This is a genomic window from Streptomyces sp. NPDC017529, from assembly GCF_044329785.1.
Lineage (GTDB): Bacteria > Actinomycetota > Actinomycetes > Streptomycetales > Streptomycetaceae > Streptomyces.
Genome location: NZ_JBIRJY010000003.1, coordinates 61,268 through 75,412 on the forward strand (window position 1 = coordinate 61,268; position 14,145 = coordinate 75,412).

The 14,145-nt window shown below is 72.3% G+C and carries 16 protein-coding genes; 7 read left to right on the plus strand and 9 right to left on the minus strand.

Going from position 1 to position 14,145, the window contains the following annotated elements; genetic code table 11:
* The first annotated feature begins 79 nt into the window (after window positions 1–79).
* Both ACH4K4_RS07580 and ACH4K4_RS07585 read left to right on the plus strand, forming a co-directional pair.
* Window positions 80–799, plus strand: a complete 720-nt coding sequence (locus ACH4K4_RS07580) for an RNA polymerase sigma factor (RefSeq protein ID WP_398165494.1) — start codon at window positions 80–82, stop codon at window positions 797–799.
* Window positions 800–812: 13 nt separating this feature from the next.
* Window positions 813–1,892 (plus strand): CU044_5270 family protein, encoded by a 1,080-nt coding sequence (locus ACH4K4_RS07585; protein WP_398166287.1) that lies wholly within the window; start codon window positions 813–815, stop codon window positions 1,890–1,892.
* Between the two features lie 18 nt (window positions 1,893–1,910).
* On the opposite strand, the gene ACH4K4_RS07590 is transcribed toward ACH4K4_RS07585, so the two are convergent.
* From ACH4K4_RS07590 to ACH4K4_RS07600, 3 genes are read right to left on the minus strand one after another with little or no spacing between them, the layout of a single operon-like run.
* Complete coding sequence (locus ACH4K4_RS07590) at window positions 1,911–2,915, minus strand: aldo/keto reductase (protein ID WP_398165495.1); 1,005 nt, start codon at window positions 2,913–2,915, stop codon at window positions 1,911–1,913.
* Window positions 2,912–3,187 (minus strand): DUF397 domain-containing protein, encoded by a 276-nt coding sequence (locus ACH4K4_RS07595; RefSeq protein ID WP_398165497.1) that lies wholly within the window; start codon window positions 3,185–3,187, stop codon window positions 2,912–2,914. The genes ACH4K4_RS07590 and ACH4K4_RS07595 overlap by 4 nt, the downstream gene beginning before the upstream one ends.
* Window positions 3,147–3,995, minus strand: a complete 849-nt coding sequence (locus tag ACH4K4_RS07600; RefSeq protein WP_398165498.1) for a helix-turn-helix domain-containing protein — start codon at window positions 3,993–3,995, stop codon at window positions 3,147–3,149. The genes ACH4K4_RS07595 and ACH4K4_RS07600 overlap by 41 nt, the downstream gene beginning before the upstream one ends.
* A gap of 92 nt (window positions 3,996–4,087) precedes the next feature.
* Here ACH4K4_RS07600 and ACH4K4_RS07605 point away from each other — a divergent pair, with 92 nt between their 5' ends.
* Window positions 4,088–4,549 (plus strand): ATP-binding protein, encoded by a 462-nt coding sequence (locus ACH4K4_RS07605; RefSeq protein ID WP_398165500.1) that lies wholly within the window; start codon window positions 4,088–4,090, stop codon window positions 4,547–4,549.
* Window positions 4,550–4,606: 57 nt separating this feature from the next.
* Here ACH4K4_RS07605 and ACH4K4_RS07610 read toward each other — a convergent pair whose 3' ends face one another.
* A complete protein-coding gene (locus ACH4K4_RS07610) occupies window positions 4,607–5,173 on the minus strand; it encodes a superoxide dismutase family protein (RefSeq protein ID WP_398165501.1) in 567 nt (188 codons plus the stop codon).
* Window positions 5,174–5,577: 404 nt separating this feature from the next.
* Between ACH4K4_RS07610 and proP the strand changes: the two genes are divergently transcribed.
* The gene (gene proP / locus ACH4K4_RS07615; protein WP_398165503.1) at window positions 5,578–7,155 is read left to right on the plus strand and encodes a glycine betaine/L-proline transporter ProP; all 1,578 of its coding nucleotides are present in this window, start codon (window positions 5,578–5,580) and stop codon (window positions 7,153–7,155) included.
* A 125-nt stretch (window positions 7,156–7,280) separates the two neighbouring features.
* Here the strand turns inward: proP and ACH4K4_RS07620 are convergent, their stop codons facing one another.
* Both ACH4K4_RS07620 and ACH4K4_RS07625 read right to left on the minus strand, forming a co-directional pair.
* Window positions 7,281–7,547 (minus strand): hypothetical protein, encoded by a 267-nt coding sequence (locus ACH4K4_RS07620; protein WP_398165504.1) that lies wholly within the window; start codon window positions 7,545–7,547, stop codon window positions 7,281–7,283.
* A gap of 158 nt (window positions 7,548–7,705) precedes the next feature.
* Window positions 7,706–8,230 carry a nitroreductase family deazaflavin-dependent oxidoreductase gene (locus tag ACH4K4_RS07625; RefSeq protein WP_398165506.1) on the minus strand — a complete coding sequence of 175 codons (525 nt, stop codon included), beginning with the start codon at window positions 8,228–8,230 and terminating at the stop codon, window positions 7,706–7,708.
* 138 nt (window positions 8,231–8,368) lie between these two features.
* Here ACH4K4_RS07625 and ACH4K4_RS07630 point away from each other — a divergent pair, with 138 nt between their 5' ends.
* On the plus strand, window positions 8,369–8,701 hold the full coding sequence (locus ACH4K4_RS07630; protein WP_398165508.1) for an antibiotic biosynthesis monooxygenase family protein: 333 nt from the start codon (window positions 8,369–8,371) through the stop codon (window positions 8,699–8,701).
* Window positions 8,702–8,741: 40 nt separating this feature from the next.
* Here ACH4K4_RS07630 and ACH4K4_RS07635 read toward each other — a convergent pair whose 3' ends face one another.
* On the minus strand, window positions 8,742–9,296 hold the full coding sequence (locus tag ACH4K4_RS07635; protein ID WP_398165510.1) for a hypothetical protein: 555 nt from the start codon (window positions 9,294–9,296) through the stop codon (window positions 8,742–8,744).
* Window positions 9,293–10,030, minus strand: a complete 738-nt coding sequence (locus tag ACH4K4_RS07640) for a hypothetical protein (RefSeq protein WP_398165512.1) — start codon at window positions 10,028–10,030, stop codon at window positions 9,293–9,295. Before ACH4K4_RS07640 ends, ACH4K4_RS07635 begins: the two co-directional genes overlap by 4 nt.
* Before the next feature lie 139 nt (window positions 10,031–10,169).
* On the opposite strand from ACH4K4_RS07640, the gene ACH4K4_RS07645 reads away from it, so the two are divergent.
* Window positions 10,170–10,733 (plus strand): GNAT family N-acetyltransferase, encoded by a 564-nt coding sequence (locus ACH4K4_RS07645; protein ID WP_398165514.1) that lies wholly within the window; start codon window positions 10,170–10,172, stop codon window positions 10,731–10,733.
* Window positions 10,734–10,745: 12 nt separating this feature from the next.
* Here the strand turns inward: ACH4K4_RS07645 and ACH4K4_RS07650 are convergent, their stop codons facing one another.
* Window positions 10,746–12,821, minus strand: coding sequence for a DHA2 family efflux MFS transporter permease subunit (locus ACH4K4_RS07650; RefSeq protein WP_398165516.1), 2,076 nt, complete (start codon window positions 12,819–12,821; stop codon window positions 10,746–10,748).
* A 222-nt stretch (window positions 12,822–13,043) separates the two neighbouring features.
* Between ACH4K4_RS07650 and ACH4K4_RS07655 the strand changes: the two genes are divergently transcribed.
* Window positions 13,044–14,054 (plus strand): peptidoglycan-binding protein, encoded by a 1,011-nt coding sequence (locus ACH4K4_RS07655; protein ID WP_398165518.1) that lies wholly within the window; start codon window positions 13,044–13,046, stop codon window positions 14,052–14,054.
* Window positions 14,055–14,145: the final 91 nt, after the last annotated feature.

Consider the following 14,145-nt stretch of genomic DNA (forward strand, 5'->3'; position numbering starts at 1 on the left):
CCGTAGGTGTCCGGGGCCCCGGAGAACTTCACCAAAAACCGGGTGTGAAGATCGGGGGCATGCCGGACACCAACAGATCATGAGCAAGGACGCAGCCGCCGAGGACGGCCCGGGCGGGTACACCGACAAGGGCGTCGGCAGGGACATCGGCAGAGACGTCGGCAGGGACGTCGACGCGGCCTTCGCCGACGCCTACCGCGCGCATTACTGGGCGGTCAGCCGCTTCGTCGCCCGCCGCCTGGACAGCGGCCAGGCGGACGACGTCGAGGAGGTGGTGGCGGAGGTCTTCTCCATAGCGTGGCGGCGCCGCGCCGAACTGCCCGAGTCGCCGCTGCCGTGGCTGTACGGAGTCGCCCGCAACTGCCTGTCGAACACGGTGCGCGGCTTCGGCCGCTACCGGCGCCTGCTGCACCGCCTCGGCAACCACGAGGCGGCCCACCGCCGCCAGACCGTGGACAGCCCCGACACGGACCGGCCCGGTTCCTGGGTGCACGAGGCCCTGGACCGCCTCTCCACCGCCGACCAGGAAGTGCTGCGCCTGACCGCCTGGGAGGAACTGACCCTCCAGGAACTGGCCGTGACCCTCGGCTGCACCCAGAGCGCCGCGGCGATGCGGCTGCACCGGGCCCGCAACCGTCTCCGTACGCAGATAGAACGGCTACGCCCCAGGACACCACCGGACAGCGCAGCGAGCCCGGCCCCTGCCCCTCCTCCCCCACGCCGTACGACCCCACGACGATCGTCCCCCCTGCCCGCACCCGCGGTGCCGACCCGAGCCGGAGGCCGCAGCCATGACTGACGCCGACGCAGCCATGACTGACGAACTGGAACTGCTGCGGCAGGCCGACCCCGTACCGTCCGGGGCGGGCCCCTGGCGCGACCGCCCACTGGACGCCCGCGCGGAACACCGGCTGGCCGCCCTCATGAGCGCCGACGCGCCGCCCGACGCGCCGGCGCCCGAGCGCGCCGCCCGCTCCGCCCGTACGCCCCGGCCGCGCCGCACCCGGCGCCTCCTCCTCGGCGCCACCGCCGCCTCGGCCGCCGCGGTCGCGGCCCTCACCCTCACCTTCTCCGGCGCCGGCACGTCACCGGCCCAGGCCGCCCCCACCGCGCTCGTCGTACAACGTGACGCGCCCGCCCTCCCGCTCGACAAGGTCGCCCGCAACGCCGAGGCATACGCCCGCGCCCTGCGCAGCGCCCCCGGGCCGCACCGCGGCAGCCACCTCCAGAGCTGGTACCTGAGCATGCGGACGGGCCCCGACGCCGCGCCGCCGGTCACCGTCCCCGAGGAGCGCATCACCCGCTGGAACCCGGACGGCAGCGGCTCGGAACTGGTCGTCGCCACCGATCCGCGGCACCCCGGCCGCCCGGTGATCAACGACGCGGACGGCGAGTGGCGCACCGTCAACGACGGCAAGGTGCTGCACCGCAAGACGTACCCGGAGGGCACGCGCCTCGACGACCCGGTCACCGGCGACGGCACGCTCCCCGCACGCCCGCCCGCCGACCCCGACGAACTACGCGCCTACCTCTCCACCTTCTACAGCGGCGCCGGCACGAAAACGCAGCCCCTCCTGATGGCCCTCTCCTCCTTCCTCCAGGAGTGGACCCCGGGCCCGCGCGAGTCGGCCGCGGTGGCGCGCATGCTGTCCCGGCTGCCCGACCTGCGCCCGGCGGGCCAGGTCGTCGACCGCCTCGGCCGCCGCGGCCAGGCGTACGCGTACCGCGGCACGGACACCTCGGACGGGGCCATGGACGGAACGCTGCAACTGGTCATCCTCGACCCCGAGACCGGCCGGGTCCTCGGCATGGAGACGACGTTCACGAAGGACGTCCCCGACTTCCAGATCAAGTCGGGCGACGTCCTGTCGTACGAGGCGTGGATGCCGTAAGGCGCGCCCCGGCGCTCCTCAGTGACCGAGCCGGTCGAGGGCCTGCTGCGGGTAGCGCGCGCCCGCCACGGCGTCGGCGGGCACCGCCGCGCGCAGTCGGGCCGCCTGCTCGGCAGTGAGTTCCAGCCCGGCCGCGGCGGCGTTCTCCTCCACATATCGCGCCCGCTTCGTGCCGGGGATCGGCACGATGTCCTCGCCCTGCGCGAGCAGCCAGGCGAGCGCGGCGCGCGCCGGCGGCACGCCGATCTCGTCGGCGACGCGCCGTACGGCACGGACGAGCGCGAGATTGCGCTCGATGTTCTCGTCCGAAAACCGCGGCCAGCGACGCCGGTTGTCCCCCTCGCTCAGCTCCTCACGGGAAGCCAGGGCCCCCGCGAGCATCCCGCGCCCGAGCGTCGAGTACGCCACGACGGCGATGCCCAGCTCCCGGCAGGTGGCGAGCATTTCGCCTTCGGCGACCTCCCGCGTGAACAGCGAGTACTCGACCTGTACGGCACTGATGGGGTGCACGGCGTGCGCCTTGCGCAGCGTCTCCGGGCTGACCTCGGACAGCCCCAGGTGGCGCACCTTCCCCGCCGCCACCAGCTCCGCCATCGCGCCGACGGTCTCCTCGACCGGTACGGCGGGGTCGCGCCGATGCGCGTAATAGAGGTCGATGTACTCGACGCCGAGCCGGCGCAACGAGGCGTCGCACGCGACCGGAACGTACGCGGGCGACGTGTCGACGGCGTCCACCCGTCCGGACACGGGATCGTGCCGCAGCCCGAACTTGGTCGCGAGGACGAGGGCGCCCCGCGCGCCCGGCCCCCGGCCGCGCACCCATTCCCCCACGAACTCCTCGTTCGCGCCACGCCCGTACGCGTCGGCCGTGTCAAGGAACGTCACGCCCGACTCGGCGGCCCGATCCAGCGCCCGCCGCGCTTCCGCCGGATCGGCGGGCCCGTACGCGACGGACATCCCCATACACCCGAGCCCAACCGCAGAAACGCTGGGCCCACCGGCCCCAAGCCGCCGATACCTCACAACCGCCCACCGCCCACCGCCGCCACGAAGGCCGCGAACGCGGCCGGGGGGAGGGTGAGGGTGGGGCCAGTGGGGTTCTTGGAGTCGCGGATGGCGATGGTGGTGGGGTGGGGAGCTATTTCGACGCAGGAGCCGCCGGTGTCACTGCTGTGAGCGGACTTACGCCAGCGGGCGGAGCCGAGGGGTGCGCACTCGACGCACTCGCCACCTTGGTCGCCGCTGTAACTGGACTTACGCCACTGGGCTCCGGGCGGCTCGGGTGTGGTCCCCATAGCGTTCCTCCATCACTCGCTGGATCAGTTCCGCCGAGTCCTGAAGCGACAGGGCAGCGGCTTGGAGGTGAGCGTAACGAAGCCCAAGGCCCCTGACTTCGACGGGGTTTGGGGTCACATGCTGCATACCGTACCCCTCGAAGGAAACGAGAGCCGGGTCGCTTTCGAAGCGGTAGAGCGTGAACGAGCCTTGCAGTCCGGCGTGGGCTCCAGCCACGAACGGCAGCACTTGGAGGTTCACCCACGGGTTGCCGCCGAAATTCAACAGGTGCGCCAGTTGCCTTCGCATCACTGCACGGCCACCGATTTCCTGGTACAGGACCGCCTCGCCGAGAACCACCCACAGCACAGGGGGGACGTCCTTCGCCAGCACCCGCTGGCGGTCGAGCCTGGCAGCTACCTTGCCCTCCAGGCCGTCCTGGTCGACCGCCCCGAGAACAGCACGCGCGTACTCCTCGGTCTGCAACAGTCCGTGTACCAGTTGCGCCTGGAACACGTAGATCTCTGCGGCCCTGGCCTCTCGGAGCGCCGCCTCCTGGAACCAAGCCGGGAGCTGGCTGCGCAGGACCAGGCCCACCAGACGTTCCAGCGCCCCGTCCGTCTTCAGCACGTCGTCCATGCGCTGGCTGAACTGACGCGTCGGCACCTTCTTCGCCGTCTCGACCTGGCCGATCAGCGAACCGGTGTAGCTGGCCCTCGCCCCCAGCTCCTTGAGCGTGAGCCCGGCCGTCTCCCGGTAACGCCGCAGTTCACAGCCATAGTGATCCAGCGGTGAAGCATCTGGGTCGAGAACGTTGCTGCGAGCCACGGGCCACGCCCCCTTGATCAACTCTGCCAACAACGTGACAGGTTGGGTTCCGTACGTAGCTCAGCGTAGCCACTCGGTCGCACGCTGGACGCATGAAGTGGATGACTTTCACCATCGGTGAGCACTCGGCCCGGCACGTGCGGCGGATCGTGCGGACCTATCTGGCCGACTGGGGCATGGCGGAGCTGACGGACGCGGCCGAGCTGGGCGTCACCGAGTTGCTGTCCAATGTCGTACGGCACGTACCCGACCGCCGTTGCACGATTCTGATCCTCCGGCGACCGGGAGGCATGCGCGTCGAGATCAGCGATGGCGCGCCCGGCCTCCCCGTAAAGGGCACGTCACCCGATGACCTCAGTACGCGGGGCCGCGGGCTCGTACTCCTCGACGCCCTCGTGGACCGCTGGGGCGTGGACCCCGCCGTAGGGCGGATCGGCAAGACGGTGTGGTTCGAGTGCGAGGCCGAGGAGACGCCGGCGCGGCCGGCCGAGTGGCGGGGTGTGCCCGGATGGCCGATGCTTGATGGGCGCGACGATCCTGCGGCGCGGCAGTGAACCAGCGGAACGCTGAACGCTGCCGCGCCGCTCGCGTAGGGGCGTACGGGGGCGGTCTCAGGCCAGCGGTACGTTGACGCAGGCCAGGCGGGCGCCCGCGGTGCCCGCGTGGCCGGGTTCGGTGTGGGTCTTGTGTTCGTGGACGACCACGGAGCGCGCCTCGCCCTGGCGGACGTGCCAGTTGACCTTGGCGACCGAGGCGCCGTCGCCGTCCTCGTCCGTCTTCATGTCGAGCCACACCTCGTTGCGCGGGTTCGCGTAGGCGGGGTCGACGGAGGGTTGGACGGGGTCGCGCACGTTCTGGTAGTGCGGGCCGGAGTCGGCCGGGTTCGCGCCGCACGGCTTGGTGTGCACGTGGGCGCCGTACGTACGGTCCGGGACCAGGCCCGACAGGCGCAGGGCGACGACCGTACGGGCGCCCTTGCCGGACCCGTACCGTTTCTCCACGACCGCGACCCGGCTGCCCTCCGGCACCAGGGTCGGGTTGTGGGTGACGGCCTCACCTGTAGGGGACGCGGTGAAGTGGGCACGGACGGTCACGTTCGCGCACTGCACTCCCATGGCCGGCGCGGCGGTCGGCGCCATCGCCAGTGATGCGGTCAGCACTGCCGTAGCAAGAGACATGCGACGCACCTTCGCGCTCCCGTGCGACAACCGGAACCGGGTATCCGGTCAAGCGGGGCGCACGGGGAAGTTATGGAAGAGGGGCGTTCGCAGCCCCCGGCGCGCGGCTTCCGAAATTAATGGGAACGCGCGTGCATACATTCGCGTGGACTGGGCAGGGTCAGGTTCGTGCGTTGCATATGTGGCGCAACTCGGGGCAATTCGGTTGCGGTGATCGCAGCGAGATGGATCACACACATAAGGACCGCGTAAAGCCCTTTGAGGCGTTGTTTCCCCTGTTGAGAGCAGGGTTGAGCGCTGTTGCGCGGTCAACCGTGCACTGTCCGTGATGAGCCGCTCTGCCCCTATGGTCGACCTTTGCCCACCACGCCATGGCGGGCTCGGCCCGCTGCTGCGGGTGTTCCATGCAGTCGTCCCAGAGAGCGCAGGCGAGCGAGCACGTGCCGACGCAGTCACCCGTCGCACCGCGGACCCGTACCGGTGGTTCCGCACCCGATCCGGCCGGGCCGGAGAAACTGGAGAAGCGGGGGCAGGGCGGCAGTGACGTCACCGTCGTCGATCCGTCCATGGTCAAGCGCGCGGTCTCCGCGGCCGCGGTCGGCAACGCGATGGAGTGGTTCGACTTCGGCGTCTACAGCTACATCGCGGTCACCCTCGGACAGGTCTTCTTCCCGTCCGGCAACCCGACCGCGCAGTTGCTGTCGACGTTCGGAACGTTCGCGGCGGCCTTCCTGGTACGGCCCATCGGCGGCATGGTCTTCGGGCCGCTCGGTGACCGGATCGGCCGGCAGAAGATTCTCGCCATCACCATGATCATGATGGCCGCCGGCACCTTCGCGATCGGCCTGATCCCGTCGTACGCCTCCATCGGCGTCTGGGCACCGATCCTGCTGCTGGTCGCCCGGCTGGTGCAGGGCTTCTCGACCGGCGGCGAGTACGGCGGCGCCTCGACCTTCATCGCCGAGTACGCGCCCGACAAGAAGCGCGGCTTCATGGGCAGCTGGCTGGAGTTCGGCACGCTGGCCGGTTACGTCGGCGGCGCCGGCCTGGTCACGCTGCTGACGTACCTCTTCCGCCACGACCACGACGCCCTGCTCTCCTGGGGCTGGCGCATCCCGTTCCTGGTCGCGGGTCCGATGGGCATCATCGGCCTCTACCTGCGGATGCGGCTGGAGGAGACCCCGGCGTTCGCGCAGCTGGAGCAGGAGGCGCGGTCCAAGGAGAAGAAGCGCCGGGAGGTCGAGAAGAAGATCGGCCTGCGCGAGATGATCTTCGGCCAGTGGCGCGCGATGCTGCTCTGCGTCGGCCTGGTCCTGGTCTTCAACGTCACCGACTACATGCTGCTGTCGTACATGCCCAGCTACCTGACCTCGGAGCTGAAGTACGACGAGACGCACGGGCTGCTGGTCGTGCTGGCGGTCATGGTCGTGATGATGTGCGTGCAGCCCTTCGCGGGCCGGCTCACCGACCGCTTCGGGCGCCGCCCGGTCATCGCGACCGGCTGCGTCGGCTTCCTGGTGCTCTCCGTACCGTCGCTGCTGCTGATCCGGCAGGGGTCGCTGGCCGGCATCGCCCTGGGCATGGCCGTACTCGGCCTGCTGCTGGTGTGCTTCACGTCCACCATGCCGTCCACGCTGCCCGCGCTGTTCCCGACGAAGGTGCGCTACGGCTCGCTGTCCATCGGCTTCAACATCTCGGTGTCGGTCTTCGGCGGTACGACTCCGCTGGTGGTGACCGCGCTGATCGGCGCGACGGGCAACAACATGATGCCCGCGTTCTACATGATGGCCGCCGCCGTGGTCGGCGGGATCGCGGTGCTGCTGATGTCGGAGAGCGCGCGCAAGCCGCTGCCGGGGTCGCCCCCGGCCGTGGAGACGGAGTCGGAGGCGCGCGCGCTGCGCCGGGCCGCGGCTGCGGCTGCGGGGTCCGCCTCGGGTGTCGCTTCCGGGAAGAAGCGGCGGGTGGCGGAGTCGCCGGCCTGAGGTGAAGGGCGGCGCCGGCTGCCCCCTTGCACGACTTGTGCAACGCCTGCAACGCCTGCAACGCCTGCAACGCCTGTGCGCGAGGACGAAGATCGTCTTCGCGCACAGGCGTTGTGGCGTCTCGGCTACGTGTCGCTCGGGCGGCCCGCCCACTCACCGTCGTCGCAGGTCCGGCCCGACGGGTCCTTCTGGCCGTGAGGGTAGAGCGCGTCCCCTGTGGTCGCACCGGACGGCGAGGGATAGAAACTGGTGTAGGCGAAGCGGCAGCTGTCACCGCTCGCCGGACGTTCGTGCGCGGGGCAGGCCGACGCGGCGGGGACGGCGGCCAGGACGGCGCCGACCGCGGAGACCGCCACCACCGCGGCGCGGGTGAACTTCCGCTTGGAGTACAAGAGGTTCCCTTCCTTCACCGGGCCGCGCCCCTCGCGCGCCCCGATGGCCATGCTGGCGGGAAACCACCGCCCGGCCCCGGCCACACTCCGGCACCCCGGCGGCCGCAACTCCAACGGCGGACACTCACGGTACGGCGCCAGGCCCGCCGCCGGACGCGCTACTGCTCCACCAACCGCACGAACGGAACGCCCTCCCCCGCCTGCCGGAAGCCCTCTGCCGTGCCGTCGACCTCGAACCCCATGTACGAGGTCAGCTTCCCGGCCGCCTTGGGGTGCTTGGTCGCGTACCGCGCCATGATCCGGCCGCCCTCCTCGGCGGGGAGGAAGTGCGCGATGACGGCGCACCGCCTGCGGCCGACCTGGATGGTGGCTCTCGGCTGCGCCTGAAGGTTGCGGTACCACTGCGCGCCCACGCCGAAGCCGGAGGCCAGCGTCCACGTACGCGCCTGCTGGTCGTACGACACCACCTCCAGCACGACCCGCCTGGTCTTGCCCGACGTCCGCCCGAGGTGCTCCAGAAGCAGCAGCCGCTTCCCGAACAGGCCACCGAGACCGAGCCGGTAGAGGTGGATGGGGGCCCGGTAGGCGAGCCGCTTCCAGCCGGTCGGCCGCGCGGGCCGCCCGACCTGCCGCGCTGCCCGCGGCGACCGCGACGGTTCCTGTCCCGCTCCTGAGTTCGACATACTCCGAAGCTAACCCCACCCACCGACAACGGAACTGACGCAACCGGCCGAGCTGGGGCGCGAACCCCGCGCGTTCTCCCGTGTGTCCGGCAGGACCTGGCCGGCGGCCGGGCCGCGGTATACGGCACGATGTTCGGTATGAGCATCGTGAAGATCAATGTACTGACTGTGCCCGACGAACAGCGGGACGTGCTGGAGAAGCGGTTCGGGGCGCGGGCCGGTTCCGTGGACTCGTCGGACGGTTTCGAGTGGTTCGAGTTGCTGCGTCCGGTGGAGGGCACCGACAGCTACCTCGTCTACACCAGGTGGAAGGACGAGGAGTCTTTCCAGGCGTGGATGGAAGGGCCGATGAAGGCCGCGCACCAGGGTGGTGGCGCGGAGGGCGGCGAGCGGCCCAAGCCCGCCGCCACCGGGTCCACGCTGTGGTCGTTCGAGGTCGTGCAGCAGGCCGGGCCGAAGAAGCAGGGCTGACGCGGCACGGGGCGGCCCGGCCTGTGGGGCTGCCCGGGGCTCAGAAGTCGAGCAGGCGCTGGGCGGTCTCGCGGTAGTGGCGCAGGGCGACGCGGAGTTGTTCGGTGTCGGCGTTGCCCTGTTCCCAGGATGTGCGCAGGGCGCGGCGGCGGGCCGCCAGCGCCTCGGGCAGGAGCGCGGCCAGTTCCTCGTAGAGGCTGTCGGCTTCCTGGACGGCCTCACGGGGGCGGTCCACGAAGCCGTTGACGGCGTGGTCCAGCCGCTGGCTCAGCTTGTCGCGGGCCTCGGCCGGGAGGAGGGGCTCGGCCTGGCCCATGTGGCCGGAGCCGGAGGTTTCGGACGGGGTGGGCTCGCCGGTCCGGTCGGCGGAGCCCGCGGGGTAGTCGGTGTCGGTGCCGGGCAGGCCGGCGTACGCGCCGGGGGTGGTGTCGGCCGCTCCCGAGGTGGTGGCGGGCGGCGGGGCAGTCGGCTGCTGCGCACTGCGGGTGCCCTCGTACGCCGCGGCTCCGCGCTCGGGGGGCGGCATGCCCTCGCTCGCCGCGCGTTCGCGGGGTGTCTCGACGGGGCCGGGGTCGCGCTCTTCGAAGGTACTCATCGCGCACCGCCTTCCGCAGTGTCGTGCCCGTGGCCGCGGCCGTGCGTCCAGGGGGGACGCAGCCGGTCGCCGAGCCGCCGGGTGGTGGCGTTGGGGTTGGGTTTGGGGTTGGGTTTGGGGTTGGTCCTGTGGTGCCCGGTCCTGTGGTGCCGGGGGGCGTGGTGGGTGGTGGTTCCGTCCGGGCCGGACTTGAGCAGTTCGGAGAACAGGGCCCGCGCGTGCACCACGGCCGCGCGCAGTTCCTCCGTGCCCGCGGCGTTGTCCGGGCGGTTGTTCCGGGCGCGTACGGCGGTCTCGTGGGCCTTGCGGTAGTCGTGGACGCCCTGCGCGTGGTGGACGGAGAGCGCGTCGGTCTGCTCGTCGTAGCTGTCGGACGGGTAGCCGCGCTCGCGGGCGAGGCGGCCGATCAGCAGGTCGGCCTCGACGACGGCCTGTTCGGGCTCGTCGACGAACTGCCGCTGCACGGCCTCCCAGCGCTCCTCGTACTGTTGGCGCAGGTCGGGAGCGAGCGGCAGGGGGCGGAACGCGCCATGCCGGTCCAGCCGCCGGTTCAGCTCGCGTTCGGCGGCGGCGGTGTCGCCGTCGTGTACGGCGACGGCCCGTTCGTACTCGGGGCCGAAGCGGCGCCGCAGTCCTCTGCTGCCGCCGCGGGCGACCTTGGCGCGGGCTAGCAGGACGAGGGCGGCGATCACGATGAGCGCCACGATCGGGACGATGATCAAGGTGATGGACATATCGGCCGGGTAGCCCTGCCGGCGGGGGCCAAACCCCGTACGGGGGCGGGCCGGTGGCGGCCGGCGACCGGGCGCGGTACGCGGTATGCCGGAGAAAAATCCGCGGCGGCGGCCCCGTGCCCACCGGCACAATGGCACTATGCCCGACGCCCAGCCTGTCACTCTGCCCGTCTCCGGTACCGGCCGCCCGCCCGCTGCATGGGACATTTCGGCAGAGACCGACCAAACCCCCGCCGCCGAGGCGCTGTTCCGCGAGTACTACACCGAGGTCGCGGGCCGGTACCACGTCCTGCACGGCTTCGATCCCCTCACGCCCGAGGACGTCGAAGAAGGGCTGGCGACGTACCCGCCCGGCCAACTGGCCCCGCCCCGCGGAGTGGTGTTCGTCGCCCGGTACGAGGGCGAACCCGCCGCGTGCGCCGGGCTCCTGCTCATCGACGGCGGGCGCACGGCGGAACTCAAGCGGGTGTTCGTGCGCGCCCCGTGGCGCGGACTGGGCGCGGCGCGCGTACTGATGGGCGTACTGGAGCGGCGGGCGTCGGAACTCGGCGCCGAGCGCCTGCGGCTGGACACCCGGCGGGACCTGACCGAGGCCGTCGCGCTGTACCGGGCGCACGGGTACGCGGAGATACCCGCGTACAAGGAGGACCCGTACGCGGACGTCTTCTTCGAGAAGCGGCTGGTGGAGGCGGCGAGCAGGTGAGCCGAGCCGAGGCTACGGGCCGGGGCTGCCCGGCCGGCCCTCCCCGCGCGCGGGCGGCCGTGACGCGCGGGCCCCGCTGCCGTGCGGGCGCTCCGCGTCCGAGCCGCACAGCTCCGTCGACAACTGCTCGACCAGCTCCGTCAGGTCGGTGGGCCGGTCCTCGGTCCACCAGTCCCCCAGCAGTTCGGCCAGCGACTCCCGGCGGGCGGCGACCAGCCGTTCCGCGACCGCGCGGCCCTTGTCGGTGAGGACCAACGGCAGCCCTTCGCGTACCGCCAGCCCCCGCTCCTCGATCTGCCGGGTGGCCTCCGCGATCACCCTGAGCGGCACGATGCTGCGGTCGGCGAGCACCCCGGGCTCCACCGAGCCGAAGCGGTTGATACGCAGCAGCATCCAGCTCGACGCGGGCCGCAGGTCCAGCCCGGCCTTCTCGGTGACGCGCTCGTAGACCGCCTTGCGGCCCTCCAGGCTGCCCAGTTTGGACAGGGCCCGGCAGACCTCGTCGTACGAGGAGCGGTGTACGGGGTTGGAGGCGAGCACCTCGGAGGTGTCGGGCGCGGTGACGCCGCGGCGCAGCGGCTCCTCGCGCAGGAACCAGGCCAGCACGAAGGCGACCAGCACGACCGGGACCGCGTAGAGGAAGACGTCGGTGATGGACGTGGAGTAGGCGTCGAGCACCCCGGCCGCCTCGGAAGCGGGCAGCCGGCCCACCGTCCGCGGATCCTCCGCGATCTTGGACGGGTCGACGCCGGGCGGCAGTTCCCTGCCCGCGAGGGCGTCGGCGATCCGCGGCCCCAGCTTGTTGGCGAAGATCGTGCCGAAGACGGAGACGCCGAAGGAGGAGCCGATCGAGCGGAAGAACGTGGCGCCGGAGGTGGCGACGCCGAGGTCCTGGTAGTCGACGGCGTTCTGCACGATGAGGACCAGGACCTGCATGACCAGGCCGAGCCCGAAGCCGAAGACGAAGAAGTACAGGCTCATCACGGTGACGCTGCTGGACGGGTCGAGCCGGTGCAGGAGCAGCAGCCCGGCGGCCGTGACGGCGGTGCCGGCGATGGGGAAGACCCGGTAGCGCCCGGTGCGGCTGACGATCTGCCCGGAGGCGGTCGAGGACAGCAGCATGCCGATGACCATCGGCAGCATGTGCACCCCGGACATGGTGGGCGACACGCCGTGCACGACCTGGAGGAAGGTCGGCAGGTAGGTCATCGACCCGAACATCGCGAACCCGATGACGAAGCCGATGACCGCGGTGAGGGTGAAGGTGCGCAGGCGGAACAGGCGCAGCGGCAGGACCGGTTCGGCGGCCCGGCGCTCGACGGCGGTGAACACCGCCAGCAGGAGTACGCCGAGCACCCCGAGGCCGATGATCTGCCAGGAGCCCCAGTCGTAGCTGACGCCGCCGAGCGAGGTCATCAGGACGAAGCAGGCGGCGACCGCGGCGATGAGGAGGGTGCCGAGGTAGTCGATGCGGTGCGGGGCGCGGTGGGCCGGGATGTGCAGGACGGCGGCGATGACGAGCAGCGCGACGATCCCGATGGGCAGGTTGACGTAGAAGACCCAGCGCCAGCTGAGGTGGTCGACGAACAGGCCGCCGAGCAGCGGGCCGAGGACGCTGGTGGCGCCGAAGACGGCGCCGAACAGCCCCTGGTAGCGGCCGCGGTCGCGCGGTGGCACGAGGTCGCCGACGATCGCCATCGACAGCACGATCAGGCCGCCGCCGCCCAGGCCCTGGACCGCGCGGAAGGCGATCAGCTGCGGCATGTCCTGGGCCACGCCGCACAGCGCGGAGCCGATCAAGAAGATCACGATGGCGGTCTGGAAGAGCCGCTTGCGCCCGTACTGGTCGCCCAGCTTGCCCCACAGCGGGGTCGCGGCGGTCGAGGCCAGCAGGTACGCGGTGACCACCCACGACAGGTGGTCCAGACCGCCGAGGTCGCTGACGATGGTGGGCAGCGCGGTGGCCACGATGGTCTGGTCGAGTGCCGCGATGAGCATGCCGAGCAGCAGCGCGCCGATCGCGACGAGGACCGTCCGCCGGGACCGGCCCTCCCCTGGGAGGGCCGGAGCGCCGGTGTGCTGCGCCATGAGCGTCCCTCTCTGTTGCGGGCTCTGTTGCGGGCTCTGTGCGGGCTCTGTGCGGGCCGGGGTGGTGCTCGGGGTGGTGCTCCTTCCCATCCTGATCGTTTCGTGCGGATACGGCCTGCTGAGCGCGGTGCGGCCGGGTGGCTCCCGGATGCTCCCTGTGCAGGATGGGGCCAGACCGGGATAATCACTGACCGATCGAGGGCTTCAGGGAGGGGAACGCTCGTGACGGCTGAGACCTGCCCGCACTGCTCGGCGCCCTCGCGCGCCGACGGCCGGACGAGGTGCCTGTGCGAGGCGGCCGGTGCCGAGGACTTCGATCCCCTGCGGGTGCGTCCGTATGTACGGCTGCCGGACGAAGCGGACGCCGGGGGCGCCGGCCCGGACGCGGCGGCCCGGGCGCTGCGCCCCGATCCGCGCCCCGCGCCGCGGTTCGGGTTCCGTACGGTGCCGCCGGCCGGGTCGCGGGCGGGCGCGCGCGGCGGCTCGCGCGCGGGACCGCGCCCCGGATCGCGTACGGGCTCGCACTCCGGTTCGTGCGCCGGCACGCAGTCCGACCGGGCGTCCGGCGCGCACTCCGGGGGCAGCGAGAGCGGCGAGGTGCACGGCGACGCCTCCCGGCGGCGCAGGAGGCAGGTGGCCCTGGGCGTCATGGCGGCCTCGGCGGCGGCCTTGGCGGCGGGCGCGGTGCTGCTCAGCGGCGCGCTGCTGTCCGACGCTGACGAGGACCGCGCGCTGCTGGACGACCACCGGAGCGTGCCCACCGCCGCCCGGACGGCGGACGACGGCACGGACAGCGGCTCGGGCGGCGGACCGGGGCGCCGCGCCGCCCCGCCGCCCGCCTCGCCCACCCGTACGCCGCACCGGCCGCCCGGAGCACAGCCGGCGCCCGGCCCGTCCCGTACGCCGTCCCCGCCGCCCTCGCCGTCGCACGCGCCGGGCACGGCCACGGCGTCCGGCGACATCACCAGCGCTCCGGAGAGCCGCGCGCCGAGCAGCCCGCCGGGCGGGCCGATCGTGCTGCGGGAGGGCGCCACCGGGCCGGAGGTCCTGGAGCTGCAACGGCGGCTGGAGCAGCTGGCCGCGTACTTCGGCCCGGAGGACGCGCGCTACGGCGCCGCCGTCCGCGCCGCCGTCGCCGCCTTCCAGCGGTCGTACGGTGTACGGGGCGATCCGGACGGCGTCTACGGGCCGCGGACGCGCGGTTCGCTGGAGGCCCGCACGGTCGAGCCGTGAGCCCGGGGCGGCGGCCCGGGAGGGGGACGGGCCCGTCACCGGCCCGGGTCACCGACCCGGGTGGCCCGTCTCACCAGGGGGTGGTTGGCCT

Bases quoted from the DNA above. Each gene is read 5' to 3' on its own strand.
- ACH4K4_RS07625 (WP_398165506.1), bottom strand. From the start codon at position 8,230: ATGTCGAACTCAGGAGCGGGACAGGAACCGTCGCGGTCGCCGCGGGCA.
- ACH4K4_RS07605 (WP_398165500.1), top strand. From the start codon at position 4,088: ATGAAGTGGATGACTTTCACCATCGGTGAGCACTCGGCCCGGCACGTG.
- ACH4K4_RS07610 (WP_398165501.1), bottom strand. From the start codon at position 5,173: ATGTCTCTTGCTACGGCAGTGCTGACCGCATCACTGGCGATGGCGCCG.
- ACH4K4_RS07580 (WP_398165494.1), top strand. From the start codon at position 80: ATGAGCAAGGACGCAGCCGCCGAGGACGGCCCGGGCGGGTACACCGAC.
- proP (WP_398165503.1), top strand. From the start codon at position 5,578: ATGCAGTCGTCCCAGAGAGCGCAGGCGAGCGAGCACGTGCCGACGCAG.
- ACH4K4_RS07640 (WP_398165512.1), bottom strand. From the start codon at position 10,030: ATGTCCATCACCTTGATCATCGTCCCGATCGTGGCGCTCATCGTGATC.
- ACH4K4_RS07645 (WP_398165514.1), top strand. From the start codon at position 10,170: ATGCCCGACGCCCAGCCTGTCACTCTGCCCGTCTCCGGTACCGGCCGC.
- ACH4K4_RS07585 (WP_398166287.1), top strand. From the start codon at position 813: ATGACTGACGAACTGGAACTGCTGCGGCAGGCCGACCCCGTACCGTCC.
- ACH4K4_RS07650 (WP_398165516.1), bottom strand. From the start codon at position 12,821: ATGGCGCAGCACACCGGCGCTCCGGCCCTCCCAGGGGAGGGCCGGTCC.
- ACH4K4_RS07630 (WP_398165508.1), top strand. From the start codon at position 8,369: ATGAGCATCGTGAAGATCAATGTACTGACTGTGCCCGACGAACAGCGG.
- ACH4K4_RS07595 (WP_398165497.1), bottom strand. From the start codon at position 3,187: ATGGGGACCACACCCGAGCCGCCCGGAGCCCAGTGGCGTAAGTCCAGT.
- ACH4K4_RS07635 (WP_398165510.1), bottom strand. From the start codon at position 9,296: ATGAGTACCTTCGAAGAGCGCGACCCCGGCCCCGTCGAGACACCCCGC.